The following is a 24,902-nucleotide window of genomic DNA, read 5'->3' on the forward strand; positions in this document are numbered from 1 at the left end:
CCGGGAGGCGTTGTCCCGGGACCGCGGCGGGGAGGTGCCGCGTCGGCTGTCCTGACGGGGGATGGTTCACCTGGCGACTCCGGTGCCGCCGGGAAAGTCGAGCCGGCGCAGCCTGGAGCGCGACGGGAAGACACGTATCAGGGTCGCCAGAAGCACCGTTCCGGCACCGGTGGCGACGCCGACCGAGACCAGGTTCAGGTGGCGCGGTTCCGGGTGGACCAGAAAGACGTGCAGCCAGATGAGGGCGAACGAAACGTAGGCGAACTGATGGACCCTCAGCCAGCGGTGGTAGCCGAGGCGGTTCTGCAGCCAGACCGAGCACGCCACGGCGATGGCCAGCTCCGTCCCGAGGATGCCCAGTCCCACCGGTACGCGCTGGACCCCGCCGGTGAACGGAACCGTCAGCTCGTCCCATCCGATCCGCCACACCGGCTGGTAGAGGAACGTCAGCCCGTGGATGCCGCCGAAGATCATCGCCGAGAGCGCCAGCGTCATGTGGGCTCCGTAGAACGTGGCCCGGTTCACGGCGCGCTGCATGAACCGCAGCCGCAGCATCACCCCGAGGACGACCGTCGAGACCATCAGTACATAGGCGATGAGCGCGGCCAGCCGAGCGATCTCGTGGACACCCCCGTCATAGGGAATGTCGTGCTGGTACGCGTCCAGGGGCGATCCCGGTATGGGCGGTACCGCCGCACTGGCCCTGGCGTTCGGGAGTGCGCAGAAACCGAATACGATGACGGCAGCGACCAGACATCTGACGAGGGTGGCGAGGGCGGAAGTGCGCCTTGCCGGCACCTTGTCCCTGGGCATGGTGTGAGCTCCTCGCATCGACGTGCCTGCGAATGCACGGGCGGGTCGGCCGCCGCGCTCGAAAGTGCACTCACGCAGGGGACGGCAGCTGCGCCCGGAGGGCGGGCCGCCCGCGGACATTCCCCTCCCCGGAGGGGCCAGCGCGCTGCTTGGCGGCAGACGTTACACGAAGCGGTATCGGCGATCGGGGTTTTCGCGAAGGCGATCAGCGGTGGGAATGCGGGGGAATGTTCTCTTTTGCGAAATCAGCACAAGGGGCTTGCGGGGTCACCTCTGAATTTCCTCTGAATTCTCTGACCGTCCGAAGTCGTCGCAGGGCCGGGCTCTTCGCGCAAACAGGCGCCACGGGTGCGCGAGAGTTCCATATGCCGCGCTCGCGGCGAAGCGGTTTTCCGGGTCCGAAAGCGAAAAGGGCGACATCGCGCGCCATTCGCCCGGACCCGCGGGGCGCTGGCGCGCGGGGGCGGATCCGTTGCGCGGACGGGCCCGCCCGGGACTCTCCGCCCCGCCCGGGAGGCTAGCCTGACGGTGTTCACGACGACGGAGTTGGGGAAGCAGATGGCAAAGGGCACGGTGCGCTACTGGGCCGCCGCCAAGGCGGCCGCCGGGGTCGCCGAGGAGCCGTACGACGCGGGCACGCTGGCCGAGGCGCTCGCGACGGCCCGCGAGCGTCACCCCGGCGAACTCGTCCACGTCCTGCAACGATGCTCCTTCCTCGTCGACGGGGAGCCCGTCGGGACCCGCGAGCACGAGACGGTACGGCTGGCCGAGGGCGGCACGGTCGAGGTGCTCCCGCCGTTCGCAGGAGGATGAGCGATGAGCAACCAGCCGTACGAGGGGTATGACGCGGCCCCCGACCCCTACCACCAGCGGCAGCCGCAGCAGCAGGGGTGGTACGACCCGAACGCCGCGTACCCGCAGCAGCACCCGTACCCGCACCAGCATCCGCACCAGCATCCGCACCAGCACCAGCCGTATCCCCAGCAGCAGTGGGACGGACAGGCGCCGCCGACGGGGTACGGGCAGCCGCTGCCCCCGGAAGTCCCCGGGTACGAACCGCACGGCCACATGGCCCCCGGCGTCGCCCAGGGCGGTGCCGGCACGCGGACCGCGGCCCCGCCCGCGGCGCCCGCCGTCGATGTCTCCCGGCTCCCCGCCAACCAGCGGGCCCGGCTGGAGGGCCGTTCCCCCGTCATCGAGCCGGGGCTGCAGCCCGCCGCGCTCACCGCGGTGCTCGGCGCGCTGCTCGCCGGGGCCGCGGCCGTCGGGTCGTACGCCCTGGTCGTACCGCTCGTGGTCCTGCAGGCGGTGACGGCCGCCGGGTGGTTCCGGCTGAACGGCATGTGGCCCGCCCGCCAGGGCATCGCGCTGGCCTTCCTGGGCGCGCTCACCGCTGACGTCGCGCTGCTCGCGGCCGGCCGGGAGCACGCCCCCGCGGCGATCCTGGGCACCCTGGGCGTCTGGGTGCTGCTGGCGCTGGTGCTCCAGCTGCGTTCGCACGCCGATCCGGACGAGCGGATGTACGGCCTGATGGCGACCGTGGCCTCGGCCGCGCTGTCGATCCTGGCGGCCGGGCACCTCGCGGCCGCGCCGGACGCGGTCACGGTGGGCGCCGCCGCGGCCGCCGTGGCGGTCCTCGCGCGGGCGCTGCCCCTGCCGACCGCGGCCTCCGTGGTCGTGGCGCTGCTGGCGGCGGCGGGTGCGGGCATCGCGCTGGGCAACACGACGGGCATGGACGCCTCCGGTGCCTTCCTCGGCCTGGGCGCGGGCGTCTGCGCCCTGATCGGCCACCGGGTCGCCTCCTACGACTATCCGTCCCGGTTCGTGCACTTCACCGCGGGTGTGGCCCTGCCCCTGGCGGCGGCCGCGCCGGCGGTCTATCTGCTGGGGCGCGCCCTCGGGGTGTGACCGCGGCCGTGTCACAGCTGATCGACAATTCGGCGGTCACCGCGCCGAGCGCGGTTACAGTCGCGCTCGACGGCCACCCGGTCGTCGGTGGCTGCCGTCGTTGATGACGCCGAGGTGGGGGAACACCGAGCATGCGCGCGCTGCGAATACTTCTGACCGTCGCCGTCGTCCTGGGCGTCCTCTTCGTGATCGCGGACCGCGTCGCCGTCCACTTCGCGGAGAGCGAGGCGGCCGACAAGCTGAAGGCGACCGAGAACCTGGCCGCCACGCCGGACGTGTCCATCAAGGGCTTCCCGTTCCTCACCCAGGTCGCCGGCGGGGAGCTGGACGACGTCGAGGTCGGCATCAAGAACTACGAGGCGGCCACCGGCAACGGCACCGAGAAGATCCGGATCGACGACCTGACCGCGCGGATGAAGGGCGTCAGCTTCTCCGGGGACTACAGCTCCGCCACCGCGGCCACCGCCACCGGCACCGCCCTCATCGCGTACGACGAGCTGCTCAAGACGGCCAAGTCCGTGCCCACCCGGGTCGCGCCCGGTGTCACCGCGCGGGTGATCGGCCTCTCCGACGGCGGCAACGGCAAGATCAAGGTCGCGATCGAGGCGAAGGTCCTCGGTGCGACGCTGCCCAAGCCTGTCTATGTGCTCAGCTCGGTCACGGCCCGGGGCGACACCGTCAGGGTGCACGCGGACGCACTGCCCAGGTTCGGCGGGGTCGAGATCGCCGAGACCAGGATCCGGGCGATCACCGACTTCCAGCAGAAGATCGACGAACTTCCCGGCGGTATCGGGCTCGACAGGGTCGAGGCGGCGAAGGACGGGGTGGAGATCACCGTGAAGGGTTCGCACGTCCGGCTGGCGGGGTAGAAGAGCGACGCGAACGGAACACGGCGCCCCGAGTGCGGCGTCCACGTGGCGAGACGCCCCGTCCGCACCGTAGATACGATGACCGGCCGGGCGTCCACGGGCCGTGCGGCGAGGGCCGTGAGACCTCTTACGTCTCGAATCCCGGACAATATCGTCTCGCCATGCGACATGTCGGTGGCACGCCGGGCCGTCCGTCCCTACGATCGACGCCATGCAGTGCCAGGCGAGTGTCCTCCGATCGCGAGGACAGGCGGATCTCACGAAGCGGCGGGCAGTAGACCTGTGCCGCGTCGCCGCCATGCTCTGTCGCACTTTCTGAGCGGGAGAACGCGCTCCCGTATCGACGGCCCCTTCCCGTTCTGACTCAGGGCCACCCGTGTGCCGTGTACGCGCTCGTCCGCGTACCCGCACCCGCACCCTTCTGACCCGCACATCCCGCCGCAACTGCCCCGGAGGAGAGACAACATGAGCCGTAGCGACGTCCTGGTAGACGCCGACTGGCTGCAGGAGCACCTGGACGAACCGGCCATCGCCGTCGTCGAGGTCGACGAGGACACCTCCGCCTACGACAAGAACCACATCCGGAACGCGATCCGGATCGACTGGACCAAGGACCTCCAGGACCCGGTCCGCCGCGACTTCATCGACCAGGAGGGCTTCGAGAAGCTCCTGTCGGCGAAGGGCATCGCCAACGACACGCTGGTGATCCTCTACGGCGGCAACAACAACTGGTTCGCGTCGTACGCCTACTGGTACTTCAAGCTGTACGGCCACGAGAACGTCAAGCTGCTCGACGGCGGCCGCAAGAAGTGGGAGCTGGACGCCCGCGAGCTGGTCGAGGAGGTGCCCGAGCGCCCCGCGACCGACTACAGGGCCCAGCCGCAGGACAGGTCCATCCGCGCCTTCCGCGACGACGTGGTCGCCGCGATCGGCGCGCAGAACCTGGTGGACGTGCGCTCGCCCGACGAGTTCTCCGGCAAGCTGCTCGCCCCCGCGCACCTGCCGCAGGAGCAGTCGCAGCGTCCGGGCCACGTCCCGACCGCCCGCAACATTCCGTGGTCGAAGAACGCCAACGACGACGGCACCTTCAAGTCGGACGAGGAGCTCAAGGAGCTCTACGCCGCGGAGGACATCGACCTCGCCAAGGACACCATCGCGTACTGCCGCATCGGTGAGCGCTCCGCGCTGACCTGGTTCGTGCTGCACGAGCTGCTCGGCGTCCGGAACGTCAAGAACTACGACGGCTCCTGGACCGAGTACGGCTCCCTCGTCGGCGTCCCGATCGAGCTCGGCGCCGCCAAGTAATCCCGGATCCCCGGACCTACCCCGAAGGAAGAACCATGTGTGGAGCGAAGGCCGGCGGCCCCGACGCCTCGACGATCAAGCCCGGTGAGACCACGATCCAGGGCCAGGTGACCCGCGACGGCGAGCCCGTCACCGGGTACGTGCGCCTCCTGGACTCGACCGGCGAGTTCACCGCCGAGGTCCCGACCTCGGCGACCGGACAGTTCCGCTTCTACGCGGCCGAGGGCACCTGGACCGTGCGCGCCCTGGTGCCGGGCGGCACCGCGGACCGTACGGTCGTCGCCCAGAAGGGCGGTCTCGCGGAGGTCGCGATCGCCGTCTGACGGCGTTCTCCATGACGGTCCCAGGACCGTACACGCGGCCGGAGGGCCGCACCCGCCGGGGGTTGGACGCTTGCCGGCCGGGTGCGGCCCTCCGGCATGTCCCGTCCTAACCTGGAGACATGTACGCGCGACGGCGCCACCTGTACTTCGCCATGATGGGCACCTGTATCGGGCTGTTCGTCCTGGCCTGGGGCGTCGTACGCATCTGGTCGGTTCCCGCGGCCGTGGCGATGTGCCTGGTCGCGATGGTGATCCCGCCGCTGGCCGCGATGGTGGCGAACCGCCGCGGCCCCGAGGACCGCTGGTGGGACGACCCGTCCGGGGACCCGAAGTCCGACGAGTGGTGGGACGAGCTGGACGGCAAGAAACGCCGCTAGCCCGGGCCGTCGCTTCGTGGGCCGACCCGCTTGGTGGGCCGCCCCGCTTCGTGGGCCGTCCCGGTCGGCCCCCCGGTCACCCGTCCCCGGCCCGCCTGCCAGCGTCTAGTAGACGAGCGCCTGGGTGTCGTCCGCCACGGCCTCCTGGACGAACACCTGGGCGCCCGCGATCCGCACGCCCTCGATGACGTCCTTCTCCGTGATGTCACGCCGGGCCGCGCACTGGGTGCACAGGGTGATCCGCCCGCCCGCCAGGACCGACTCGATCAGGTCGGGCAGCGGCGCCGCGTGCGGGAGCTCGAACTCGGCGGCCCGGCCCGGCAGCGCGAACCAGGAGGACTCCCCGGTCAGCCAGAGCGACACGTCGACCCCGCTGGCCAGGGCCACGGCCGCCACGGTGAACGCCTGGGAGCAGCGCTCCGGGGCGTCCGCCCCGGCCGTCACCTTGATCACGAGCTTCTTCGCCATGGCTCGCATGGTAGTCCGAACCGTGACGGACTCCCTGGACAACCCTGGTCAGCGCTCATCGGTCTTTGGGGGCGCATGGATTACGGAATCCGTGCTTCGTCTTGTTGGGGGGACGTCTTGGAAGTCTCGGAAGTCGCGGACGCATCCAGACCGGTGCCTGATCCGGATCCGTCCGAAGACCCCGGCGCATCCGCCGCGGATGCGCCCGCCGTACGCCGGAAGGGGCGTACGGCACTGCTGATCGCCGCGGCGGCCGTGCTCGGCGTCGTCGCCGGCACCTGCGTGGGCTACGTCGTCCAGGCCGGCCGCGCACCCACCGCCCTGCCGCCGCTCTCCCAGCCGGAACTCGCCCAGCGCGAGGGCACGGCTCCTGCGCCGCCGTCGGCGGCGCAGGACCGCCGGGTCCGGACCGACGGCGATCTGCGCAGGCTGCTGCTGGAGCGGCCGAGCGGCGCCCGGAAGGCCCTGTCTCCGAGCGGCCGTGGCGGCTGGATGAGCCTCGCGCAGTACGCGGAGGGCTTCACCGAGCCGGACAGCGTGTTCAGCAGTGAGCTCGCCGACGAGTTCCGCCGGGCCGCGGTCGCCGAATGGCGGGTGGGCAGCACGTACAGCGTCGAGATCCATCTCGTGCAGTACCGCCAGGAGGAGAAGGTCGCCGCCGCCGACTCCGCCGACGACGGGCACTACTGGGCCGCTCGCGAAGGCGGCACCCGCAGCTGGGCCATACCCGGCACGGGGGACGGCAGGGCGTACGTCCACACGAAGCCGCTGACCGACTACGGCGTGTCCGTGTACAGCGCGGAGGCACATGCCTGGCGCGGCGACATCGCCGTGGAGATATGGGTCTACGACACGAAGCCGATCCCCAAGGAAAAGATCATGGATCTGGCGAAGCGGCAGATGGGACGGCTGTGAGCGACACCGGTGAGAACAGGGAGAACGCCGAGGGCGCCGAGAAGGCCGACAGGGCCGACGACGCCGAGAGCATCGAGGCCGGCCAGGTCGGCCCCGTGGAACCCATGGGCGCGACCGTCGCCCTGCCCGACCGGACGCCGGCCGGCAGGCCGGTGCGTCGCGGACGGGCCGCCGCCGTCGCCGGAGGCGTCCTGCTGGCCGCGGCCCTGGTCGCGGGGATCGGCTTCACCGTGGTGACCGTCGACGGGGCCGACCGGGACGCGGGCGCGCCCACCTGGAAGTTCCCGGCGCAGAAGAAGGACGCCGAGGTGAGGAAGCCCTCCGGGACCGGGCTCGCGGCCATGCTCGTGCCGTACGGCACCGACGGGTTCAGCCGGGGCCCCGACATCGGCCGGTACGGCGCCGACGCCGACCTGAGCGGCCGCGAGGCCACCGCCCTGCGCAAGGAGTCTCTGCGCGACCTGCCGCGCTCCCAGCGGCTGCGTCTGGAGCGGCAGGTCGACAAGGAACACATCAAGGGCATGGCGCTGCGCAGCTACCTCAGCACCTCCGAGGCGGGCGGTTCGACGGCCTACGCGGACAGGGCGTTCACCATGGAGATCACACTGGCGCGGCTGCAGAGCCGCGCGGCCGTGCGGGACATCTCGTCCTTCCAGAACGCGTTCCTGGACGCCCTGGGCGTCTTCCGCAAGGGACCCTCGATCAAGGGCCACAAGAACGCGCACTGCTTCCTGACGCCGAAGAAGGCAGACGAGAAGCTCGACAGCATGTTCTGCTCCGCGTACGAGGGTGACGTGCTCGTCACCGCGACGGCGTCCGCGGCCAGGCCGTTGGACACCAAGAGCGCCGCGTTCTTGCTGCGTACCCAGCTCGACCGCATCACGGACCCGGGGGAGGCGGTATGACCGAGCAGACGGACCGGGCCGGGCAGGAGGACGCCGGGGCCGAGCTGCCGACGCCCGAGCTGCCGACGCCCGCGGTGCCGGCGCCCGCGGCGCCGGTGCCTGCACCACCAGCCCTCGCGGCACCTCCCGCGGCGAAGGATCGCCGCGTCCTGCGTGCCCTCCTGCGCTGGACCGCCGCCGTGGCCGTCTTCGCGGTGGCCGGGGGCGCGGCCGCGTACGGGATCACGCGGATGGAGCGCACCGACGTCCCCGGACTCGCCACCGTCTCCGACGGGCGCTGGGAGTACCCGGAGCTGACCAGGCCGCCGCTGCCGTCCGGCAGCCCGGGGCCGTTCGTCGAGGAGAACAAGGCCGGAGCACACTACGCCGACCTGCGGGCCCTGCTCCTGCCCGCGCCCCGGGGCGCGGAGGCCGACCCGGCGCTGCGCGGCACGGACGGCTGGCTGCCCCTGGGGACGTTTCTCGCGGAGTTCGCGCACAAGGGCGACCGCGACGACGTCGGACGGCTGCTGACCGACAACGGCCTGCGGCATGTCGCCGCCCGCGGCTGGACCACCCGGGACGGCACGCGCACGCGAATCTACCTGCTGCAGTTCGACACCGCGGCCGTCGTCGACCATCTGATGATGTCCGACGAGCTGACGTCCTTCGGGTCTCCGCGGTACGCCGTGCGCGGTGCCGAGGAGGTGACCCGGGACGAGCGGTTCCCGGGCACCGCCTACGTCGAGCACGTCACCCGCACCGTGTACGTGGAGGCCAGGCCCTACGGCGGTGAGCAGGTGCGTGAGGCGTATCTGTCCGCGGGCGACACCCTTGCGCTGATCGTGCAGTCGCGGAAGGGCGGCGCGAGGGCCGTGCCGTTCCAGCAGACGGTCGTGCTGCAGAGCCAGCTGCTCGGCTGAGCCGGCCCCGCGGAGGACGAGCGGACCTCGGAGAGAGAGCCGGGCCCCGGCCGCGTAAGCTGGGGCCCGGCCTTTGTACCGCATTACCCCCGCTCAACCGAGGAGCACCCGTGGAGATCTTCTTCGAAGCCCTGCTGATCCTGGTCTGCGTCGGTGTCCTCGCGTTCGCCGGACTGACCGTGAAGAAGCTGTACCAGGGCCAGCGCTGACCTCCGCACCTCCCACGTCCCCGACCAGAGACCACTCATGATCGAGATCCCGTCCGACCTCCACAAGGACCTCGTCCCGCTCGCCTTCCTGTTCGGCACCTGGGCGGGCGCCGGCGTACACGACTTCCCCGGTTCCGAGAAGTGCAACTTCGGGCAGGAGGTCTCCTTCACCCACGACGGGCGGGACTTCCTGGAGTACCACTCCCACACATGGGTGCTGGACGGCGAGGGGAACAAGGTCAGGGCGCTGGAGTCCGAGTCCGGTTACTGGCGGATCGACATGGACCGCAAGGTCGAGGTCACCATGGTCCGCAGCGACGGCGTCGTCGAGGTCTGGTACGGCGAGCTGGCCGACAAGAAGCCGCAGATCGACCTCGCGACGGACGCCGTGGCGCGGACGGAGGCATCCGGCCCGTACAGCGGCGGCAAGCGGCTGTACGGCTACGTCGACAGCGACCTGATGTGGGTGGGCGAGAAGCAGACCCCCGACATCCCGCTGCGCCCCTACATGTCGGCCCACCTGAAGAAGGTCGTCACCCCTCAGGACGTCGAGCGCTGGGCCAAGGCGCTCCCGGACGACCTGCCCGACGACGGGATCGCCTTCTTCAAGTAGTCCTAGACTCTTCAGTGTGGTGAGCACCGACTGGAAGAGCGATCTGCGGCAGCGCGGCTACCGGCTGACCCCGCAGCGGCAACTCGTGCTCGAAGCCGTGGACGCCCTGGAGCACGCCACCCCCGACGACATCCTCGTGGAAGTGAGGAAGACGGCGTCGGGGGTCAACATTTCCACCGTCTACCGGACCCTGGAGCTCCTGGAGGAGCTCGGGCTGGTCAGCCACGCCCATCTGGGCCACGGTGCCCCGACCTACCACCTCGCGGACCGGCACCAGCACATCCACCTGGTGTGCCGCGACTGCACCGGCGTCATCGAGGCCGACCTCTCGGTGGCCGGCGAGTTCACCGCCAAGCTCCGCGAGACCTTCGGCTTCGACACGGACATGAAGCACTTCGCGATCTTCGGCCGTTGCAGGGACTGTTCCCTCAAGGGTTCAAGTACCGAGTCGTAGGCTTGGACCATGAAGAGTCCCCTGCTGTCCCTGCCCGGCGCCGTTCCCGCCGAGGGCGTGGACGAAGGCGTCGCCGCCCACTACGGCGACTTGTTCCGTGAGCAGCGTGCCCTTGCCGAGGGCTCCGGATTCGTGGACCTCTCGCACCGCGGTGTCGTCACCGTCAGCGGCGAGGACCGGCTGAGCTGGCTGCACCTGCTGCTCAGCCAGCACGTCAGCGAGCTGCCCCCGCACCAGGCCACCGAGGCGCTCATCCTCTCCGCACACGGTCACATCGAACACGCGCTCTACCTGGTCGACGACGGCACCACGGTCTGGGCGCACGTCGAGCCGGGCACCCAGGACGCGCTGATCGCGTACCTGGAGTCCATGAAGTTCTTCTACCGCGTGGACGTCGCCGACCGCACGGACGATTTCGCGATCGTGTACCTGCCGGCCGGTTCGATCGCCGAGCCCCCCGAGGGCGTCCTGGTCCGCGAGACGCCGTACGGCCGCGACCTCTTCCTGCCGCGTGCGGACCTGGAGTCGTACGCCGGGCGGAACGGCCCCCCGGCCGGGATCCTCGCCTACGAGGCGCTGCGCGTCGAACAGCACCGCCCGCGCCTCGGCTTCGAGACCGACCATCGCACCATTCCGCACGAACTGGGCTGGATCGGTTCGGCCGTCCACCTCCAGAAGGGCTGCTACCGCGGCCAGGAGACGGTCGCCCGGGTGCAGAACCTGGGCAAGCCGCCGCGCCGCCTGGTCTTCCTCCATCTGGACGGCAGCGAGGTCCATCTGCCGCCGCACGGTACGGAGCTGCGCCTCGCGGACGACGGCCCGGACGGCCGCAAGGTCGGCTTCGTGACGACCTCGGTACGCCACCACGAGCTGGGCCCCGTCGCCCTCGCCCTGGTCAAGCGGAACGTCCCGGTGGACGCCGGCCTGGTCGCGGACTCGACGGCGGCGGCACAGGAAGTGGTCGTCGAGCCGTAGGGACCGCCGGGCCGGGGCTCGGGGGCCCGTCGGAAATCCCGTCAGATCTCCAGCAGCACGGTGAACGGGCCGTCGTTCGTCAGGGACACGCGCATCCGCGCACCGAACCGGCCCGTCGCCACCGTCGCTCCCAGCGCCCGCAACCGGGCGACCACCTCGTCGACGAGGGGCTCGGCGACATCGCCCGGGGCCGCCGCGTTCCAGGTGGGGCGGCGTCCCTTGCGGGCGTCGCCGTAGAGCGTGAACTGGCTGATGACCAGCAGCGGCGCGTCGATGTCCGAGCAGGACCTCTCGTCGTGCAGCATGCGGATCGACCACAGCTTGCGCGCCAGCTGGGCCGCCTTCTCCTTGGTGTCCTCATGCGTGACCCCGACGAGCACGCACAGCCCCTCGCCGCTGATCTCGCCGACCGTCTCGCCGTCCACGACGACGCTCGCGCCGTCCACCCTCTGCACCACCGCACGCATGGGGACCATCATGCCGTGCGTTCGGCGATGATCTCTTATGAGGGGATTCTTATCAACCCTTAACCCCCCCATCCGGGGCCGATCGGGAGCACTCGGTCACACGGCGGCCCCGCGCGGTGGCACGATGCGTCTGTCGTGGCGCATCCGTGGGGGCGCCGCGCCGGTCGAGGGGACGGTAAAAGGTACATGAGCACATCGAGTGTCGGGCAGCCGCGCGGGGTCGTGGCGTCCGCCCGTACGGCAGGCATGGGGGAGTGCCGGCCGCCCTTGCAGCGCACGGACAGCCCCGTGCCCGCGGACCTCCCCCCGAGCTCTTCGAGCAGGGGGTACCCCCAGCCGCGCGACCTGGCCGCGCTGCGGCTGCCCGAACTGCGCGCGCTGCGCCGGGACGCCCAGCGGGACGAGGCCGACCTCAGTTATGTACGGCGGCTGCTGCAGGGCCGCATCGACATCCTGCGGGCGGAACTGGCCCGGCGCGGGGGGCGGGCACCCGAGGGGGTCATGGAGCGGCTCGCCGAGATCCTCAGGGACGGGCCCGCCCGTCAGCGTTCCTCGGCGCGTCATGTGACGCTCGCTCCACCGCACGGCGAGGAGTACCGGCGGCTGGCGGCCGAGATGCTCGCCGAGGTCGAACTGTCGGACCTCCAGGCGCGCACGGACGACGAACTGGGGGCCGGCATGCTCCGGCTCGTCCGGTACGAGCAGCGGGTCTCCCGGCGACGGCAGCGGCTGCAGCGCACCGCGGACGACTGCAGCGCCGAGATCGCCCGCAGATACCGCGAGGGCGAAGCCCGGATCGACGACCTGCTCGTCTGACGACCGGGCCCGGCGAACCGGGCCTCCCGGGCACAACCCGGCGGCCCGAGCGCGGTTCTGGCGCCACCGGCCCCGGTTTCTGCCCCGGGCCCCGGTTTCTGCCCCGGGGCCGGCGCGTCCGCCCCATCGCCGGCGCTGGCGAGGGGGCCGCCGGGCCCGCCGGGCCGGGGCGGACCGGCGGGCCCGCCGGGCCGGGGCGGACCGGGCGGTGATCCGGATCCTTGAGCCGGGACACGGGGACGCCGTCCCGGGCGCCCGGGACGCGCAGTTCCCGGAGGCGGCCCCGGGGGGCCGAGTGCCGCACACGCACCCCCGCCCGCGCCCGGCTCCGGAGGCCCGGGGCACCGGAAATCCGCGCGACACCCCCGTCGCCGTCCCCCTAGCGTGGTCCCATGAGCCGCCCAGAGGACCTCGGCGTACGCGCCATCACCGAATCCGAGATGCCGGACTGGATCCGCGCCCTCAACGCCGGCTTCCTCCGCTCCCCCCACGTGTCCGACGACGAGGTCGCCGACCGCAGTACGTACATCGTCCCGTCCCGTACCCTCGCCGCCTTCGACGGCGGCCGCTGCACGGCCACCTTCCGCTCCTTCCCCCAGGAGCTCACCGCCGTCGGCGGGAGGACCGTCCCCGCCGACGCGATCACCAACGTCACGGTGACCGCCACCCACCGCCGCCGCGGGCTCCTGACCCGGATGATGGCGCTCGACCTCGCCGCCGCGGCGGAGCGCGGCGACGTCGTCGCCACGCTCATCGCCGCCGAGTACCCCATCTACGGCCGCTACGGCTTCGGCCCCGCCACCCACACCGCGCAGTGGACCATCGACGTCCCCCGCACGGGTCTCGACCCGCGCCGCCCCGCCCTGGACCCCGACGGGGGCCGAGTCGACCTCGTCGACGGGGCCGAGGTCCGCAAGTCGGGCCCGGAACTGCACGAACGCCTCCGCCGCGGGCTGCCCGGCGCGGTGTCCCGCGACGACCGCTGGTGGCAGGTGAGCACGGGCGCCGTACGGCTCGACCGCACACCCTGGACGGAACCCTTCTACGCCGTCCACCGCTCCGCGTCCGGCGAGATCGACGGCCTCGCCGTCTACGAGTGCGACGACCACTGGGGAGACGACAAGCGGCCCCAGAACACGGCGACCGTGAGGAGCCTGATCACCACGAGCCCGGCCGCCGAGCGGGCCCTGTGGCACTACCTCTGCTCGATCGACTGGATCACCACGGTGAAGACCGGCGACCGCGCACCGGACGACCTGCTGCCGCACCTCCTGCCCGACCCGCGCGCGGCACGCCTGACCACGTACGCGGACTGGCTGTGGGTGCGGATCCTGGACGTCGTACGCGCCCTGGAGGCGCGGACCTACGGGGCCCTTGGCACGCTCGTCCTGGAGGTCGTGGACGAGACGGGGCCGGCCGCCGGCCGCTACCGGCTGGAGGCGGGCCCGGACGGCGCCGCGTGCGCGCGTACCGACCGGGAGCCCCATCTGACGCTCACCGTGGGCGACTTGGCGACCCTGTGGCTGGGCGACGAGTCCGCGGTGCGGCTCGCCGCGCTCGGACGTGTGCGGGAACAGCAAGAGGGCGCCGCCTCCGTCGCCGACGCCCTGCTGCGTACGTCCAGGCGACCGTGGTGCCCGGACATGTTCTGAGCCGTCGCCGGCCCCGGGTGGCGCTCCTTCCGTGCGGGTGGGCTGCGCGTGCTGTGCCGTGCTGTGCATCCGTAGCTGTTCGGTTGTGGTTGTTTGTCCCGTGATTCGGTTGTGGTGGTGATGGTGCGGGATGGTGCGGACCGACCAGGCTCCCGGCTCCCCTCCGGAAGGGAGCCCGGTCGGCCGAACTGCCAGGGCCCGCCGTGTTTGGGCGAAGTTGGTGACCAACTTCAGCTTACTTATCTCCGTTTGGAGACGTCTCATAACCACCTTCCTCTGAACTGCCAGAAGATGGCGTGAAGTTGTAGTGTTTGGTCGTGGAGCCGGAACACGCTGCCGTCAATGGGCGGAAGAGGTCACAACGGCCACAGAGGTCGCACCACGAGGTGGCCGACGAACTGCGCAGCCGGATCAGGTCCGGGGTGCTGCAGCCGGGCCAGCGCATGCCCACGCAGGCCAGGCTGGCGGACGAGTTCGGCGTGGAGCGGGGGGCGGTACGCCAGGCGCTGCGCATCCTGCAGTCGGAGCACCTGCTCACCAACGTGTCCAAGGGAAGCCCGGCGACCGTCGCCCGGCACGCGGGCGAGGCCCTGGCGGCCGGGCCCGAGGTCCCGCCGCAGCCCACGATGGTGGCGCTCGCTCCCCGTATATCCACCGCGTTCGCGGCGCCGCACGTGGAGATCGACGCCCTGTGCCTGACCGCGGTGTCCCTGACGCTGGCGATGGGCGAGCCGTTGCGTGAGATCCACGCGGGGCGCATGAAACCGGCCAAGGTCGACGTGCGCGTGCTGCTGCCGAGCGGCCGGATCGATCTGGCGTTCCCCACGCCGGTGGAGGGCACGGACAGCGAGCGGCTGCGCCGGCGCTGGCTGGCCCAGCGCAACGCGCAGGGCCAGGTCCTCAGGCACAACCTGCTGGCGCTGCGCAGCACGCACGGTGTCGACGTCCATGTCTCCTTCCGCGCGCTGCCCTTCACCCCGCCGGTGAAGCTGTACCTGCTCAACGGGACCGAGGCGCTGTTCGCGTACTACACGGTGACGCGACGCGGTGAGGAGGTCGACCACGAGTACCTGGAGATGTACGACGCCGAGGGCACGCAGTCCATGCTGTTCCCCTTCGCGCAGGGAGCCGGACTGCGGGACACGACCTTCGTGGAGCAGTCGCATCTGTGGTTCAACGCGCTGTGGGAGACGATCAGTTCCGACCTGGAGTTCGGGAACTAGCCGGTCAGAGGGCGGGCTGGGAGACCATCACGGCGAGGACGACGGCCCCGAGCGAGCTGCAGGCGGGGCTCTTGGCCTTGACGCCCACGCTGATCAGCAGCAGGCCGACGATGCCCATGGGGCCGTACTGCCACTGGACGAACTGCTCGAAGCCGACGACGAGGACGGCGGAGAGGAGGGCTATGGCGGGCACGGTGGGACCTCTTTCCGAAGTGTCGGCTCCCGGGGGGCCGGGCGGCGGGGCAAGGGGGAACGAGACATGTGCATGAGGTGACTACCTGCGGATGATGCGTGAGAGGAGGCAAACCCTCCGCCAACTATGCCGAGTTGGTAACCAACTTCATTGAAGTTATCCCCAGTTGGTCTCTGCTTATAAACAACCCTCAAACAACTCCCCATAGATGGACGGGGGTTGTAGCGTTTGGTCGTGACACAGGAGAACGTTGCAGTGAACGGCAGCAGAAGGCTCTCGCCGCAGGAGATCGCCGACACGTTGCGGAACCGCATCCGCACCGGCGACCTGAAGGCGGGTGAGCGCCTGCCGACCCAGGCCGAACTGGCCGAGGAGTTCGGCGTGGAACGGGGAACGGTCCGCCAGGCCCTGCGCGCCCTCCAGGACGACGGCCTGCTCAGCAACGTCAGCAAGGGAAGCCCGCCCCGGATCGCCGAACCCCAGCCGGTCAGTGACGAGCCACAGCCGACCATGGTGGGACTGGCGCCGAGGCTCACGGAGGCGTTCGCCGCGCCGCACGTCCGCATCGACGCGGCCTGCCTGACGGCCGAGACCCTGATGCTGGCGCTCGGCGAACCGGTCCGGCTGATCCACGAGGGGCGCATCCGGCCCAGGTCGATCGACGTGCGGATCCTGCTGCCCTCCCGGGAGATCAACCTGGCGTTCCCGGTCTCCGTCGAGAACCCCGGCGACGAGGACCCGGTCCACAAGCGCTGGCTCGGCCAGCGCAACGCCCAGGGGCACGTCCTGCGCCACAACCTGCTGGCCCTGCGCTCGTCCCACGGCATCGACGTGCGTGTGACGTTCCGCGCGCTGCCCTTCACCCCGCCGGTGAAGCTGTACCTCCTCAACGGGGCGGAGGCCCTGATCGCCTACTACATGCTCACCAGGCGTGAGGAGGAGGTGGAGAGCCGGACGCTGGAGATGTACGACACCCTCGGATCCAAGTCCCTGCTGTTCTCCTTCGAGCGCCGGGCGGGCCAGCGCGACGCCGCGTTCGTGGACCAGTCCCAGAAGTGGTTCGACGCCCTCTGGGAAACCATCACGACGGACCTGACACTCTCCTAGTGACTTCTGATACGACGCACACCGATCCGGCGGCGGCGAAGACAGCACGGACAGAGGAACTGCGGGCACTGATCACGGGTGCGCGCCACATCCTCTTCGACTTCGACGGGCCGATCTGCCGGCTGTTCGCGGGCTACTCGGCGGTGGAGGTCGCACGGGAACTGGTGAAGTGGCTGACGCGGCAGGGGCTGCTCAGACTGCTGACCGAGGAGGAGACGGGCCATCCCGACCCTCAGGCCGTCCTGCTCGCGGTCCATCAGCGGCACGAGGGCAGCGATCTCGTGGCCGAACTGGAGGAACTGCTCACCCAGCAGGAGCTGCGAGCCGTCCCCTCCGCCCGGCCCACCGCGTACGCGGACCCGCTGATACGCACCTGGACGGCCCTCGGCGCACGGCTCGCGGTCACCACGAACAACTCGGCGCGCACGGTCGCCGAGTACCTGGGCGGCCGTGGACTCGCCGACTGCTTCACCCCGCACATCTACGGCCGTACCCGCGAACTCCACCAGCAGAAGCCGGACCCGTACCACCTCAACCGCGCCCTGCGGGCGATGGGAGCGGCCACCGACACCGCCCTCATGATCGGCGACACCCCCTCGGACCTCCGGGCCGCCGAACAGGCGGGTGTGCGGTTCCTGGGTTACGCGGGTGACGAACGCAAGGAGAAACTCCTGCGCGACGCGGGCGCCGAGGTGACCGTGAGGTCACTGGACGCGGTGCTGCGGGTCCTGCGGGAGCGCACTCCGCATTGACGGACACGCCGTGGCACACGGGGTGCGGTCCCGGGAAGTTCCGTGCGCCACGAAGGGGACCGGGTACGGGAAGCGATCTCTTCTGGCACCATGCTCACCCGTGGGGGAGTACCGTGCTTCACTTCCGCACCACAGGTGCGCTCTCATGCCAGGGAACGAACGATGCAAGCCGAACACGTCTCATCTCCCGTGCGAGAACGCGCCGCCGAGATGAGCGGCGATCCGAGCGCGGTCGAGGGGCCGCTCGGGGGTTACCACCACGAGACGTATGTGATCCCGCTGCCCGCAGAGGTCGCCGGCGCGCATCCGGGCCGGGGCAAGTGCCGGGAGCCGCGCAGCGATCTGCTCTGGTTCGACCGCCGGTGTTTCGCCTCGGAGGAGACACTGCTGAGCGCCCTGCAGGGCCGTATCACGGGCATTCCCGAGCTCATCGAGGTCGCGGACGGCGTGCGCCTGCAGCGGTTCGTCGAAGGGCGGACACTGGGTTCGCTGTACCGGTCCGGCCACGAGGTGCCCGACTCCATCGCCGCCCAGATCCTCGACCTGTTCCGCCAACTGGCCCGGGTGGGGCCGGGATCCCTCGATGTGGCACGCGAGTGCAGGCCCGAGGACAGGTCGGCCGAAGGGGACACCGCGGGATTCCTGGAGCGCCTCGTCTGTTTCGCCGAGGAGCGCGTGTACCGGGAGAACCTGGAGCGGTTTCCCGGCCTGTTCACCTCGCTGGGCCTGGACGACGACTGCTTCACCCGGCTCAGACGGCATGTGGCCGGCCTGAGGGAGCGTCCGTTCTGCCTGCTCCACGCGGACCTGCACCGGGAGAACTTCGTCGTCGACCTCCAGGGCCGGCTGTGGACCATCGACTGGGAGCTGGCGATGGTCGGTGACCCCCTCTACGACCTGGCCACCCATCTGTATCTGATGCGCTATCCGAAGGCGCAGCACGACCTGATGGCGAAGCGGTGGTGCGAGGTGATGGAGGAGGAGCGGAGCGGGAGCACGGAGGGCTGGGAGGAGGATCTGCCCAGACTGCTCGACTTCAAGCGGGCCCAGTCCGTGTTCACCGACGTCGTCCGTGCCACCCAGGTCCTCGACGCCCGGCCGGATTCCGCCGGGCCTGTAGGGGAACAGGAGGCCGTGAGGCTGCGGAAGGTGCTGGCCGCCGCCGCGCGCCCGCTGGGCCTGGACACCGTCCCGACCGCGGGCGAGGTCATGTCGTCGCTCAGCCGGTGGCGGCGCCCGGGCGCCCCGTCCCGGGGGTGACCACGGCCTCCGTCGCGCGCCGGACCCGCGCGGCGGGGCACCTGGCTGCCCGCGGAGCACCCGGGCTCGGCCCAGAGGCCCCCACCGGCGAACGCGCCTACCACGACCGCTGCCGCGCCGCCCTCGCCGCCATGACCGACGGCACCGACGAGCAGGTCGTCACCGGCGAGCAGCCGGGCCGGGCATCTGCGCGAACTCCCCGCGGGCCCCCCTTCGCGGAGGCGGAGGCTCGAGGGCTGCACCGGCTGTACGTCCTGTACGTCGTCCTGACGGGGCGGTGTCCCGGCTGGACGGGGTGCACACGCGCCCGCTGCCGTGGTGATCCGCCGTCTCGGGCACCCGTGTTACGGAAGGGGGACCGAGTCATGACCGAGCCCGCACCCGGTCCGCCGCTTCCGCCGTTACCGTGAGCGGGCCGGTGAGGGCGGAGCTCACGCGAGCCCTCACTCCCCTCCCCCCAGGGCTCGTTCACCCCTCACCGGCGCCTCGACGGCGCCCGGCCGCCCCGGCCTCGCCGGGAGCACCCCAGCAGCGGCACCAGCTGTTCCTCCTCGTAGGTGAGATGGGCCTCCAGCTCGGCGGTGAGCCGTTCCACTTCGGGCAGCACGTGCACGGGGTCGGCGTCCTGTCGCGACACGACCCGGCGCAGGCCGTCGAGGAGGGCGGTGATCCGCTCGTGTTCGCGGCGCAGCCGGTCCAGGGCCGGCGCCAGATGCGGATGGCGGTCGCCCAGGAACGGGAACAGGGCGGTGTCCTCCCCGGTGTGGTGGTTGCCGAGCCCCGCGCAGAGCGTGAGGCAGTTGACGCGGAGCTGGGCACCCAGCGTCGTGCCACCGCCCGATGCCGCGAACTCAGCGCGGATCAGGCCCAGTTCACGGCGGAAGACATCGTGGACGGCCTTGATGGCCTCGCCGGGGGAGGACGCGTCGATGACCGGCGGGCCCGGCCTGGCGTTCTCCCGGAGCGCGACGACCGGAATGGTCCGGTCCGTCTTCGCCTGGTACTCGGCCCAGCCGGGGTCCGCCTCGACGGCGCGCGAAGGCGAGTTCGCGGGCGGCGCGATCCAGCACGACGGCGGTCGCCTCGTAGGTGAAGACACCCGTCTCCACGGTGACCCGGGGGGTGGCCACGAGGTTGCGGAACCAGTCCGGATGCCGGGGGGAGCCGCCGGCCGACGCGATCACGAGGACGCGGTCGCCGCTGTCGGGGTAGTAGCCGAGAGGGGTGGTGGCGGGCCCCTGGCCCGCCCCCGCCTCACTCAGAGGCCGGGCACCCGACTCGCTCACGGCACAAGGCCGACCCGGCAGTCATGGCGCCACCGTAGTGGGGTACGCGCCGTGGTGGCAACGGCGGGCCCATCGCCCTCGTCGCCGTCGGTCACCCGTCTGCGCGGCGGTGCCTCCCGGCGTTCCGCGCGCCGCCGGTATGGGATGTACGCCGGTGGTGCGGTACCCGGCGTGGCGCAGCACACTTTTGCAAGCACCTGCTTGCAATTGTTAGCAGACCTGGGGCACAGTGGAGGCATGGCATCGCTCAACGTCGGCAATCTCGGTGAGTACCTGCGCGAACAGCGGCGCAACGCCCAGCTGTCGCTCAGGCAGCTCGCCGACGCGGCCGGCGTGTCCAACCCCTATCTGAGCCAGATCGAGCGCGGGCTGCGCAAGCCGAGCGCGGAGGTGCTGCAGCAGGTCGCCAAGGCCCTGCGGATCTCCGCCGAGACGCTGTACGTGCGGGCCGGCATCCTCGACGCCGAGCGGGACCGCGAGGAGTGGCAGCGCGACGGTGCGACGCGTGCCGCCCTCCTCGCCGACACCACGCTCACCGAGCGGCAGAAGCAGGTGCTGCTCCAGATCTACGAGTCCTTCCGCAAGGAGAACGGCTTCGGGATCGCCCGGGCGGGCACGGCGGACGAGAACGGCCCGGTGGCTCAGGAGGCCCAGGACACGGACGACGCCCAGGACACCGCCGCCCCCGGCCCCCGCACGGCCGACGGCAGCGATGCCGGTCCGCGGCGGACCGCCAGGTGACGGGACGACCGAGATGACCGCCACAACAGGGATCGACGGGACGACCGGCAGGCGTCCCGCGGACCACCCGAAACCCTCAGCCGAAAGCCGAACCGGGAGGACCATCGCCATGGCCATCACCGACGACCTGCGCAAGACCCTCAGTGACCCGACCCCCCTCTACTTCGCCGCCGGCACCGCCGACCTGGCCATCCAGCAGGCCAAGAAGGTGCCGGCCCTGGTCGAGCAGCTGCGCACCGAGGCACCGGCCCGCATCGAGGCCATGCGCAACACCGACCCCAAGGCCGTCCAGGAGAAGGCGGCCGAGCGTGCCAAGAAGGCCACCGCCCGCGCCAAGGAGACCCAGGAGTCCGTCCAGGCCAGGGTCCACGAGTTCTTCGGGTCGCTCGACGCCGACATCAAGAAGCTCGGCAGCACCCTCGACGCCGATCTGAAGAAGCTCGGTGAGACCGCCCAGGACCTGGCCCTGCGGGGCGTCGGCGTGGCCGCCGAGTACGCGGTCAAGGCCCGTGAGACCTACGAGAAGGTGGCCGAGCACGGCGAGCAGGCCGTGAAGACCTGGCGCGGCGAGGCCGCCGAGGAGATCGAGGAGCTCGCTGTCGCCGTCGAGGGCAAGCCGGAGCCCGTCGAGGTCAGGGACGAGCGGAAGCCGGCCGAGGCCAGGACCGAGGTCAGGGCCGAGCCCGCCGCGGCCGCCGCGGCGAAGAAGACCCCGGTGAAGAAGGCCCCCGCGGCCCGCAAGCCGGTCGCGAAGAAGACCACGCCGCCGGCCAAGTAGGCAGCACGGGGACGGGCCGGGCACCCTGGGGGTGTCCGGCCCGTTCTTACGGGTACGGTGGCGGCGTAGGAGTGAGCGGAACGGGCGGTGGACACCATGCTGATGCTGGGCTTCGCGGGGTTCTTGGGGCTGTTGAAGATCGTCCTGATGGCCCTCGCGGCGTTCGGGCTGTTCGACGCCGCCTTCCGGCGCGAGGACGCCTTCCGCGCCGCCGACAAGCAGAACAAGGTGTTCTGGCTGATCATCCTGGGGCTCGCCCTCGTGGTGAGCTACCTCTTCTCGCTCTTCTCGTTCCTGCCGATCATCGGCGTCATCGCGAGCATCGTCTACATCGTGGACGTGCGGCCCGCGCTGAAGCAGGTCTCCGGCGGCGGCCGCCGCGGCGGAAGCAGCAGCGACGGTCCGTACGGTCCCTACAACGGCGGAAGGTAGCCGGCCGGGCGGTGCCCCGGCGCGAGGCTACGGCTCGCGGTCGAGCAGGACGACCGCCATGTCGTCGGTCAGCTCGCCGCCGTTGAGGTCGCGGACCTCGTTGACCGTCGTGCGCAGCAGCTCCTCGCCGTTCAGGCCTTCGGCCAGCCGGCGGCGGACCAGCGCCACCAGGCCGTCCTGGCCGAGGCGTTCGCCGCCCTGGCCGACCCGGCCCTCGATCAGGCCGTCGGTGTACAGCATCAGGCTCCAGGCCGGGCCCAGCTCGACCTGTGTGCGCGGCCAGCGGGCGTGCGGCAGCAGTCCGAGCGCGGGGCCGTTGCCGTCGTACGGCAGCAACTCGGCAGGCCGCTGCGGGCGGACGATCAGCGGGGACGGGTGACCGGCCAGGCACAGCCCGGCCCGGCGGCCGTCCGGCGTGATGTCCACCGTGCACAGCGTCGCGAAGATCTCGTCGTTCTCGCGCTCGTGCTCCAGGACCTGCTGGAGCGTGGAGAGCAACTGGTCGCCGCACAGGCCCGCCAGGGTCAGGGCGCGCCAGGCGATGCGCAGCTCCACGCCCAGCGCCGCCTCGTCCGGGCCGTGCCCGCAGACATCGCCGATCATCGCGTGCACCGTGCCGTCCGGCGTGCGCACCGTGTCGTAGAAGTCACCGCCGAGCAGCGCGCGGGAGCGTCCGGGGCGGTAGCGGGCGGCGAAGCGCAGCGAGGACCCCTCCAGCAGCGGGGTGGGCAGCAGCCCGCGCTCCAGGCGGGCGTTCTCCTGGGCCCGCAGCTTGGACTCGGTCAGCCGGCGCTCGGCCGTGTCGGACCGCTTCCGCTCGACCGCGTACCGGATCGCCCGGCTCAGCAGCCGCCCGTCCAGCTCGTCGCGGAACAGATAGTCCTGGGCCCCGACGCGCACCGCCTCCGCACCGCGCTCGGCGTCGCCGGACGTGGTGAGCGCGAGCACGGCGTGGCGGGGCGCGAGGTGCAGCACGTGCCGCAGCACGGCCAGCTCGTCGTTCTCCTCCGCCGCGCGGCCGGGGGCGGGCAGCGCGAGGTCCAGCAGGATGCAGTGGACGTCGTCGGTGAGCAGCCGCTCGGCCTCGGTGAGGTTGCGCGCGGTGCGCAGCCGGATGGGGCGGCCTCCCGCGTCCAGCGCCTCGGGCACGATCGGCGAACCGGCCGGGTCCTCCTCGATCACCAGCAGGGTGAGTGTGTCGGTCGGGGGCTTGGTACGGGCAGGCCCCTGTCCGGCCGGCGTCCCGGGCGGGGACGCGGCTCGAGCCTGACCACTCTCCACGGCCGCTCTCTGCCGCGGTACGGGTACGGGCATCGTCTTGGGTTCCTTCCCTCCCCCCGAGGGCGCGGTGGGCGAGGGACTCGCCCCACCGACGGGGACCTTAGCGGTAGCCGAGGCCGCAACGGAATGCCCGATCGGGTGGCGTTGGGCAACCGGCCACCGTCATATGCCGCATCCCCTACCTCAGTTGGACACCGCGCGTCCCGACCGGAAATGACGAATGTCACGCCGGCGGAGGTTTGACGCGCGGACACAGTGCTCCAGGTCACGTGGGGCAGGTCACGGAGGGTGTGCCGCGGGTGGTGGGGGAGGCCACGGTCGGATGGCGCCGTTGCGTTGTGGGGCAGGTCACGGGGGGTTCGCCGCCGGTTGCGGGGCGGGTCACGGGCGTGCGCCCGCGCGCCGTGGGGCAGGCCACGGGGCGCCCATCACGTCTGTGGGGACTGGGCCATGGGGGACTGGGGGTTCTCCCCCGGGACAGGGGCCCGGAGCACGGCTTCGGCCGGCGGGCCGAAGGGCCGGATCGGTCGGGGGCCGGCCGGGGGCCCCGGACGGGGGACCCGGCGCGGGCCCGGACGGTGCCCTCCGGGCTCGCGCCCCGGGCCGGCGGCTCCTCGTCCCCTCTCATACGTCCGGGCGTACGACTCCCAGGATCGGCATCGAGCCCGCGCCGGCGATCGTCACCGTCCGTCCCGGGCGCGGGGCGTGCACGATGGCGCCGTCGCCGATGTACATCGCCACGTGGCTGGCGTCGCCGAAGTAGATGATCAGATCGCCGGGGCGCATGTCCTTGATGTCGACGTGCCTGAGCTGTTTCCACTGCTCCTGCGAGGTGCGCGGAATGGCGGTGCCGGCCGCCGCCCACGCCTGGGACGTCAGCCCCGAGCAGTCGTACGACGCCGGTCCCTCGGCGCCCCATACGTACGGCTTGCCGATCTGCTCGGTGGCGAACTCCACGGCCTTCTTACCCTGCGCGGACGCCTTGCCGCCGATCTCCTTGAGTATGCCGGAGCTGAGCCAGGCGGTCTGCGCCTTGTACGCGGCCTCCTCCTCCAGCTTCCGCAGCCGCTCCTGCTCCTGCTTCTTCAGCCGGGACTCCAGCTTCTCCGCCGCGGCGATCTGCTTCTCGATCCTCTTCTTGGCCTCTTCCCTGGCCTTGCGGTTGGCCTCGAGCCTCGTCCACTGCGCGGAGGCGTCGCGCGCGTACTGCTGCAAGTCCTCCTGGGTGCGCGTCATCTCGGCGAGCAGCCCTTTGGTCGCGCGTTCGCCCTGGCGGACGGTGCCCGCGTCGTCGAGGAACTGCTGCGGGTTGTCGCTCAGCCAGAGCTGGACCTCGGGCGGCAGGCCACCGCCGCGGTACTGGGCCCGGGCCGCGGCGCCCGCGAGGTCCTTCAACTCGGCGAGCTTCTCCTGGCCCTTGACGATCTCCCGGGCCAGCCGGACGATCTCGGCAGACTGCTTCTCGGTCTTCTCCTGGGCGGCGTTGTACGCATCGGTCGCGACCGCGGCGTCATGGTACAGATCGTCCAGCTTCTTGCGGACCGCCTCGAGGTCCTTGCCGGGCGTGGGAGTCGTGCCGTCGGCCGGGGCCGGTGTCGGGGCCGGCCGGCCGGGGCTCGCGTACGCGGCGCCGGGTGCGGCCAGCACGGTGACTGCGCAGACCAGGGCGATGGCCGCAGTGGTCATGGTCCGCTTCCCGGATGCCATACTTCGCCCCCAAAGCTGATTTACCGTCAGTAACTTACCGGCGTCACGGGATCGTGCCACGCCTACGCGCAAAGCGACAGAGGCGGGACGTAGCCGCGCAAAAAACTCCCTCTCCTGTCGCACGCGTATGACGATCTCCCTCCCCCGCCGGGCGCCCCCCTAGGGCGATCT

At 71.4% G+C, this 24,902-nt stretch carries 28 protein-coding genes and 1 pseudogene; 22 read left to right on the forward strand and 7 right to left on the reverse strand.

All coding sequences use genetic code 11. The annotated features are described in order from the left end of the window. Positions 1-66: 66 nt before the first annotated feature. A complete protein-coding gene (locus tag ACZ79I_RS21645) occupies positions 67-813 on the reverse strand; it encodes a ferric reductase-like transmembrane domain-containing protein (RefSeq protein WP_471499140.1) in 747 nt (248 codons plus the stop codon). Positions 814-1,371: 558 nt separating this feature from the next. Between ACZ79I_RS21645 and ACZ79I_RS21650 the strand changes: the two genes are divergently transcribed. The 7 genes from ACZ79I_RS21650 (at position 1,372) to ACZ79I_RS21680 (ending at position 5,595) form a co-directional block, all read left to right on the forward strand. Next, positions 1,372-1,626 (forward strand): MoaD/ThiS family protein, encoded by a 255-nt coding sequence (locus ACZ79I_RS21650; protein ID WP_471505124.1) that lies wholly within the window; start codon positions 1,372-1,374, stop codon positions 1,624-1,626. A gap of 3 nt (positions 1,627-1,629) precedes the next feature. After that, the gene (locus ACZ79I_RS21655) at positions 1,630-2,721 is read left to right on the forward strand and encodes a hypothetical protein (RefSeq protein WP_471499141.1); all 1,092 of its coding nucleotides are present in this window, start codon (positions 1,630-1,632) and stop codon (positions 2,719-2,721) included. A 131-nt stretch (positions 2,722-2,852) separates the two neighbouring features. Further along, the gene (locus ACZ79I_RS21660) at positions 2,853-3,590 is read left to right on the forward strand and encodes an LmeA family phospholipid-binding protein (protein ID WP_471499142.1); all 738 of its coding nucleotides are present in this window, start codon (positions 2,853-2,855) and stop codon (positions 3,588-3,590) included. A gap of 211 nt (positions 3,591-3,801) precedes the next feature. Continuing rightward, on the forward strand, positions 3,802-3,909 hold the full coding sequence (locus tag ACZ79I_RS21665) for a putative leader peptide (RefSeq protein WP_356788782.1): 108 nt from the start codon (positions 3,802-3,804) through the stop codon (positions 3,907-3,909). Positions 3,910-4,055: 146 nt separating this feature from the next. Continuing rightward, positions 4,056-4,895, forward strand: a complete 840-nt coding sequence (locus ACZ79I_RS21670; RefSeq protein ID WP_471499143.1) for a sulfurtransferase — start codon at positions 4,056-4,058, stop codon at positions 4,893-4,895. Between the two features lie 35 nt (positions 4,896-4,930). Further along, entirely contained in the window at positions 4,931-5,218 is a 288-nt protein-coding gene (locus ACZ79I_RS21675) for a DUF1416 domain-containing protein (protein ID WP_009189358.1), read from the forward strand. Between the two features lie 119 nt (positions 5,219-5,337). Next, positions 5,338-5,595 carry a DUF3099 domain-containing protein gene (locus ACZ79I_RS21680; RefSeq protein WP_471499144.1) on the forward strand — a complete coding sequence of 86 codons (258 nt, stop codon included), beginning with the start codon at positions 5,338-5,340 and terminating at the stop codon, positions 5,593-5,595. 105 nt (positions 5,596-5,700) lie between these two features. On the opposite strand, the gene ACZ79I_RS21685 is transcribed toward ACZ79I_RS21680, so the two are convergent. After that, positions 5,701-6,063, reverse strand: a complete 363-nt coding sequence (locus ACZ79I_RS21685) for a DsrE family protein (protein WP_471499145.1) — start codon at positions 6,061-6,063, stop codon at positions 5,701-5,703. A gap of 153 nt (positions 6,064-6,216) precedes the next feature. On the opposite strand from ACZ79I_RS21685, the gene ACZ79I_RS21690 reads away from it, so the two are divergent. From ACZ79I_RS21690 to ygfZ, 6 genes are all read left to right on the forward strand, one after another. Next, the gene (locus ACZ79I_RS21690) at positions 6,217-6,978 is read left to right on the forward strand and encodes a hypothetical protein (RefSeq protein ID WP_471499146.1); all 762 of its coding nucleotides are present in this window, start codon (positions 6,217-6,219) and stop codon (positions 6,976-6,978) included. Then, on the forward strand, positions 6,975-7,883 hold the full coding sequence (locus tag ACZ79I_RS21695; protein WP_471499147.1) for a hypothetical protein: 909 nt from the start codon (positions 6,975-6,977) through the stop codon (positions 7,881-7,883). Before ACZ79I_RS21690 ends, ACZ79I_RS21695 begins: the two co-directional genes overlap by 4 nt. Beyond that, the gene (locus ACZ79I_RS21700; protein WP_471499148.1) at positions 7,880-8,785 is read left to right on the forward strand and encodes a hypothetical protein; all 906 of its coding nucleotides are present in this window, start codon (positions 7,880-7,882) and stop codon (positions 8,783-8,785) included. Before ACZ79I_RS21695 ends, ACZ79I_RS21700 begins: the two co-directional genes overlap by 4 nt. A 246-nt stretch (positions 8,786-9,031) precedes the next feature. Continuing rightward, positions 9,032-9,607 carry a heme-binding beta-barrel domain-containing protein gene (locus ACZ79I_RS21705; protein ID WP_471499149.1) on the forward strand — a complete coding sequence of 192 codons (576 nt, stop codon included), beginning with the start codon at positions 9,032-9,034 and terminating at the stop codon, positions 9,605-9,607. 16 nt (positions 9,608-9,623) lie between these two features. Then, positions 9,624-10,061 (forward strand): Fur family transcriptional regulator, encoded by a 438-nt coding sequence (locus ACZ79I_RS21710; protein ID WP_381092007.1) that lies wholly within the window; start codon positions 9,624-9,626, stop codon positions 10,059-10,061. 9 nt (positions 10,062-10,070) lie between these two features. Continuing rightward, on the forward strand, positions 10,071-11,036 hold the full coding sequence (ygfZ, locus tag ACZ79I_RS21715; protein ID WP_471499150.1) for a CAF17-like 4Fe-4S cluster assembly/insertion protein YgfZ: 966 nt from the start codon (positions 10,071-10,073) through the stop codon (positions 11,034-11,036). A gap of 41 nt (positions 11,037-11,077) precedes the next feature. Here the strand turns inward: ygfZ and dtd are convergent, their stop codons facing one another. Further along, on the reverse strand, positions 11,078-11,503 hold the full coding sequence (gene dtd / locus ACZ79I_RS21720) for a D-aminoacyl-tRNA deacylase (RefSeq protein ID WP_471499151.1): 426 nt from the start codon (positions 11,501-11,503) through the stop codon (positions 11,078-11,080). Between the two features lie 186 nt (positions 11,504-11,689). On the opposite strand from dtd, the gene ACZ79I_RS21725 reads away from it, so the two are divergent. The 3 genes from ACZ79I_RS21725 (at position 11,690) to ACZ79I_RS21735 (ending at position 15,194) form a co-directional block, all read left to right on the forward strand. Then, complete coding sequence (locus ACZ79I_RS21725) at positions 11,690-12,319, forward strand: RsiG family protein (RefSeq protein ID WP_471499152.1); 630 nt, start codon at positions 11,690-11,692, stop codon at positions 12,317-12,319. A 392-nt stretch (positions 12,320-12,711) separates the two neighbouring features. After that, positions 12,712-13,971: a GNAT family N-acetyltransferase gene (locus ACZ79I_RS21730; protein WP_471499153.1), complete on the forward strand. Its 1,260-nt coding sequence runs from the start codon at positions 12,712-12,714 to the stop codon at positions 13,969-13,971. A gap of 311 nt (positions 13,972-14,282) precedes the next feature. Further along, a complete protein-coding gene (locus ACZ79I_RS21735) occupies positions 14,283-15,194 on the forward strand; it encodes a winged helix-turn-helix domain-containing protein (protein WP_471499154.1) in 912 nt (303 codons plus the stop codon). Between the two features lie 4 nt (positions 15,195-15,198). On the opposite strand, the gene ACZ79I_RS21740 is transcribed toward ACZ79I_RS21735, so the two are convergent. Next, positions 15,199-15,387: a hypothetical protein gene (locus ACZ79I_RS21740; protein ID WP_471499155.1), complete on the reverse strand. Its 189-nt coding sequence runs from the start codon at positions 15,385-15,387 to the stop codon at positions 15,199-15,201. 228 nt (positions 15,388-15,615) lie between these two features. On the opposite strand from ACZ79I_RS21740, the gene ACZ79I_RS21745 reads away from it, so the two are divergent. The 3 genes from ACZ79I_RS21745 to ACZ79I_RS21755 all read left to right on the forward strand — a co-directional run bounded on the left by ACZ79I_RS21745 (position 15,616) and on the right by ACZ79I_RS21755 (position 18,506). Then, positions 15,616-16,494 carry a GntR family transcriptional regulator gene (locus ACZ79I_RS21745; protein WP_471499156.1) on the forward strand — a complete coding sequence of 293 codons (879 nt, stop codon included), beginning with the start codon at positions 15,616-15,618 and terminating at the stop codon, positions 16,492-16,494. After that, a complete protein-coding gene (locus tag ACZ79I_RS21750) occupies positions 16,494-17,246 on the forward strand; it encodes an HAD family hydrolase (protein ID WP_471499157.1) in 753 nt (250 codons plus the stop codon). The genes ACZ79I_RS21745 and ACZ79I_RS21750 overlap by 1 nt, the downstream gene beginning before the upstream one ends. A gap of 162 nt (positions 17,247-17,408) precedes the next feature. Next, on the forward strand, positions 17,409-18,506 hold the full coding sequence (locus tag ACZ79I_RS21755; protein ID WP_471499158.1) for a phosphotransferase: 1,098 nt from the start codon (positions 17,409-17,411) through the stop codon (positions 18,504-18,506). A gap of 475 nt (positions 18,507-18,981) precedes the next feature. On the opposite strand, the pseudogene ACZ79I_RS21760 reads toward ACZ79I_RS21755, so the two are convergent. Continuing rightward, a pseudogene (locus tag ACZ79I_RS21760) lies at positions 18,982-19,768 on the reverse strand (nitroreductase family deazaflavin-dependent oxidoreductase); the annotation flags it as partial. A gap of 261 nt (positions 19,769-20,029) precedes the next feature. Between ACZ79I_RS21760 and ACZ79I_RS21765 the strand changes: the two are divergent. The 3 genes from ACZ79I_RS21765 to ACZ79I_RS21775 all read left to right on the forward strand — a co-directional run bounded on the left by ACZ79I_RS21765 (position 20,030) and on the right by ACZ79I_RS21775 (position 21,743). Further along, the gene (locus ACZ79I_RS21765; RefSeq protein WP_471499159.1) at positions 20,030-20,533 is read left to right on the forward strand and encodes a helix-turn-helix domain-containing protein; all 504 of its coding nucleotides are present in this window, start codon (positions 20,030-20,032) and stop codon (positions 20,531-20,533) included. 109 nt (positions 20,534-20,642) lie between these two features. Next, the gene (locus ACZ79I_RS21770; RefSeq protein ID WP_471499160.1) at positions 20,643-21,311 is read left to right on the forward strand and encodes a hypothetical protein; all 669 of its coding nucleotides are present in this window, start codon (positions 20,643-20,645) and stop codon (positions 21,309-21,311) included. 96 nt (positions 21,312-21,407) lie between these two features. Further along, the gene (locus tag ACZ79I_RS21775) at positions 21,408-21,743 is read left to right on the forward strand and encodes a DUF2516 family protein (RefSeq protein ID WP_471505126.1); all 336 of its coding nucleotides are present in this window, start codon (positions 21,408-21,410) and stop codon (positions 21,741-21,743) included. Positions 21,744-21,770: 27 nt separating this feature from the next. Here ACZ79I_RS21775 and ACZ79I_RS21780 read toward each other — a convergent pair whose 3' ends face one another. Continuing rightward, the gene (locus ACZ79I_RS21780; protein WP_471499161.1) at positions 21,771-23,057 is read right to left on the reverse strand and encodes a PP2C family protein-serine/threonine phosphatase; all 1,287 of its coding nucleotides are present in this window, start codon (positions 23,055-23,057) and stop codon (positions 21,771-21,773) included. A 591-nt stretch (positions 23,058-23,648) separates the two neighbouring features. Continuing rightward, the gene (locus ACZ79I_RS21785; RefSeq protein ID WP_471499162.1) at positions 23,649-24,731 is read right to left on the reverse strand and encodes a C40 family peptidase; all 1,083 of its coding nucleotides are present in this window, start codon (positions 24,729-24,731) and stop codon (positions 23,649-23,651) included. Between the last annotated feature and the right edge of the window lie 171 nt (positions 24,732-24,902).

Source organism: Streptomyces sp. PSU-S4-23 (genome assembly GCF_055632315.1).

Excerpts from the sequence above, each read along its gene's own strand:
- ACZ79I_RS21700 (WP_471499148.1), top strand. The coding sequence starts at position 7,880 with ATGACCGAGCAGACGGACCGGGCCGGGCAGGAGGACGCCGGGGCCGAG.
- ACZ79I_RS21670 (WP_471499143.1), top strand. The coding sequence starts at position 4,056 with ATGAGCCGTAGCGACGTCCTGGTAGACGCCGACTGGCTGCAGGAGCAC.
- ACZ79I_RS21770 (WP_471499160.1), top strand. The coding sequence starts at position 20,643 with ATGGCCATCACCGACGACCTGCGCAAGACCCTCAGTGACCCGACCCCC.
- ACZ79I_RS21655 (WP_471499141.1), top strand. The coding sequence starts at position 1,630 with ATGAGCAACCAGCCGTACGAGGGGTATGACGCGGCCCCCGACCCCTAC.
- ACZ79I_RS21665 (WP_356788782.1), top strand. The coding sequence starts at position 3,802 with ATGCAGTGCCAGGCGAGTGTCCTCCGATCGCGAGGACAGGCGGATCTC.
- ACZ79I_RS21680 (WP_471499144.1), top strand. The coding sequence starts at position 5,338 with ATGTACGCGCGACGGCGCCACCTGTACTTCGCCATGATGGGCACCTGT.
- ACZ79I_RS21675 (WP_009189358.1), top strand. The coding sequence starts at position 4,931 with ATGTGTGGAGCGAAGGCCGGCGGCCCCGACGCCTCGACGATCAAGCCC.
- dtd (WP_471499151.1), bottom strand. The coding sequence starts at position 11,503 with ATGCGTGCGGTGGTGCAGAGGGTGGACGGCGCGAGCGTCGTCGTGGAC.
- ACZ79I_RS21755 (WP_471499158.1), top strand. The coding sequence starts at position 17,409 with ATGCAAGCCGAACACGTCTCATCTCCCGTGCGAGAACGCGCCGCCGAG.
- ACZ79I_RS21685 (WP_471499145.1), bottom strand. The coding sequence starts at position 6,063 with ATGGCGAAGAAGCTCGTGATCAAGGTGACGGCCGGGGCGGACGCCCCG.
- ACZ79I_RS21780 (WP_471499161.1), bottom strand. The coding sequence starts at position 23,057 with ATGCCCGTACCCGTACCGCGGCAGAGAGCGGCCGTGGAGAGTGGTCAG.
- ygfZ (WP_471499150.1), top strand. The coding sequence starts at position 10,071 with ATGAAGAGTCCCCTGCTGTCCCTGCCCGGCGCCGTTCCCGCCGAGGGC.
- ACZ79I_RS21645 (WP_471499140.1), bottom strand. The coding sequence starts at position 813 with ATGCCCAGGGACAAGGTGCCGGCAAGGCGCACTTCCGCCCTCGCCACC.
- ACZ79I_RS21775 (WP_471505126.1), top strand. The coding sequence starts at position 21,408 with ATGCTGATGCTGGGCTTCGCGGGGTTCTTGGGGCTGTTGAAGATCGTC.
- ACZ79I_RS21660 (WP_471499142.1), top strand. The coding sequence starts at position 2,853 with ATGCGCGCGCTGCGAATACTTCTGACCGTCGCCGTCGTCCTGGGCGTC.
- ACZ79I_RS21785 (WP_471499162.1), bottom strand. The coding sequence starts at position 24,731 with ATGGCATCCGGGAAGCGGACCATGACCACTGCGGCCATCGCCCTGGTC.
- ACZ79I_RS21650 (WP_471505124.1), top strand. The coding sequence starts at position 1,372 with ATGGCAAAGGGCACGGTGCGCTACTGGGCCGCCGCCAAGGCGGCCGCC.
- ACZ79I_RS21705 (WP_471499149.1), top strand. The coding sequence starts at position 9,032 with ATGATCGAGATCCCGTCCGACCTCCACAAGGACCTCGTCCCGCTCGCC.
- ACZ79I_RS21730 (WP_471499153.1), top strand. The coding sequence starts at position 12,712 with ATGAGCCGCCCAGAGGACCTCGGCGTACGCGCCATCACCGAATCCGAG.
- ACZ79I_RS21725 (WP_471499152.1), top strand. The coding sequence starts at position 11,690 with ATGAGCACATCGAGTGTCGGGCAGCCGCGCGGGGTCGTGGCGTCCGCC.
- ACZ79I_RS21765 (WP_471499159.1), top strand. The coding sequence starts at position 20,030 with ATGGCATCGCTCAACGTCGGCAATCTCGGTGAGTACCTGCGCGAACAG.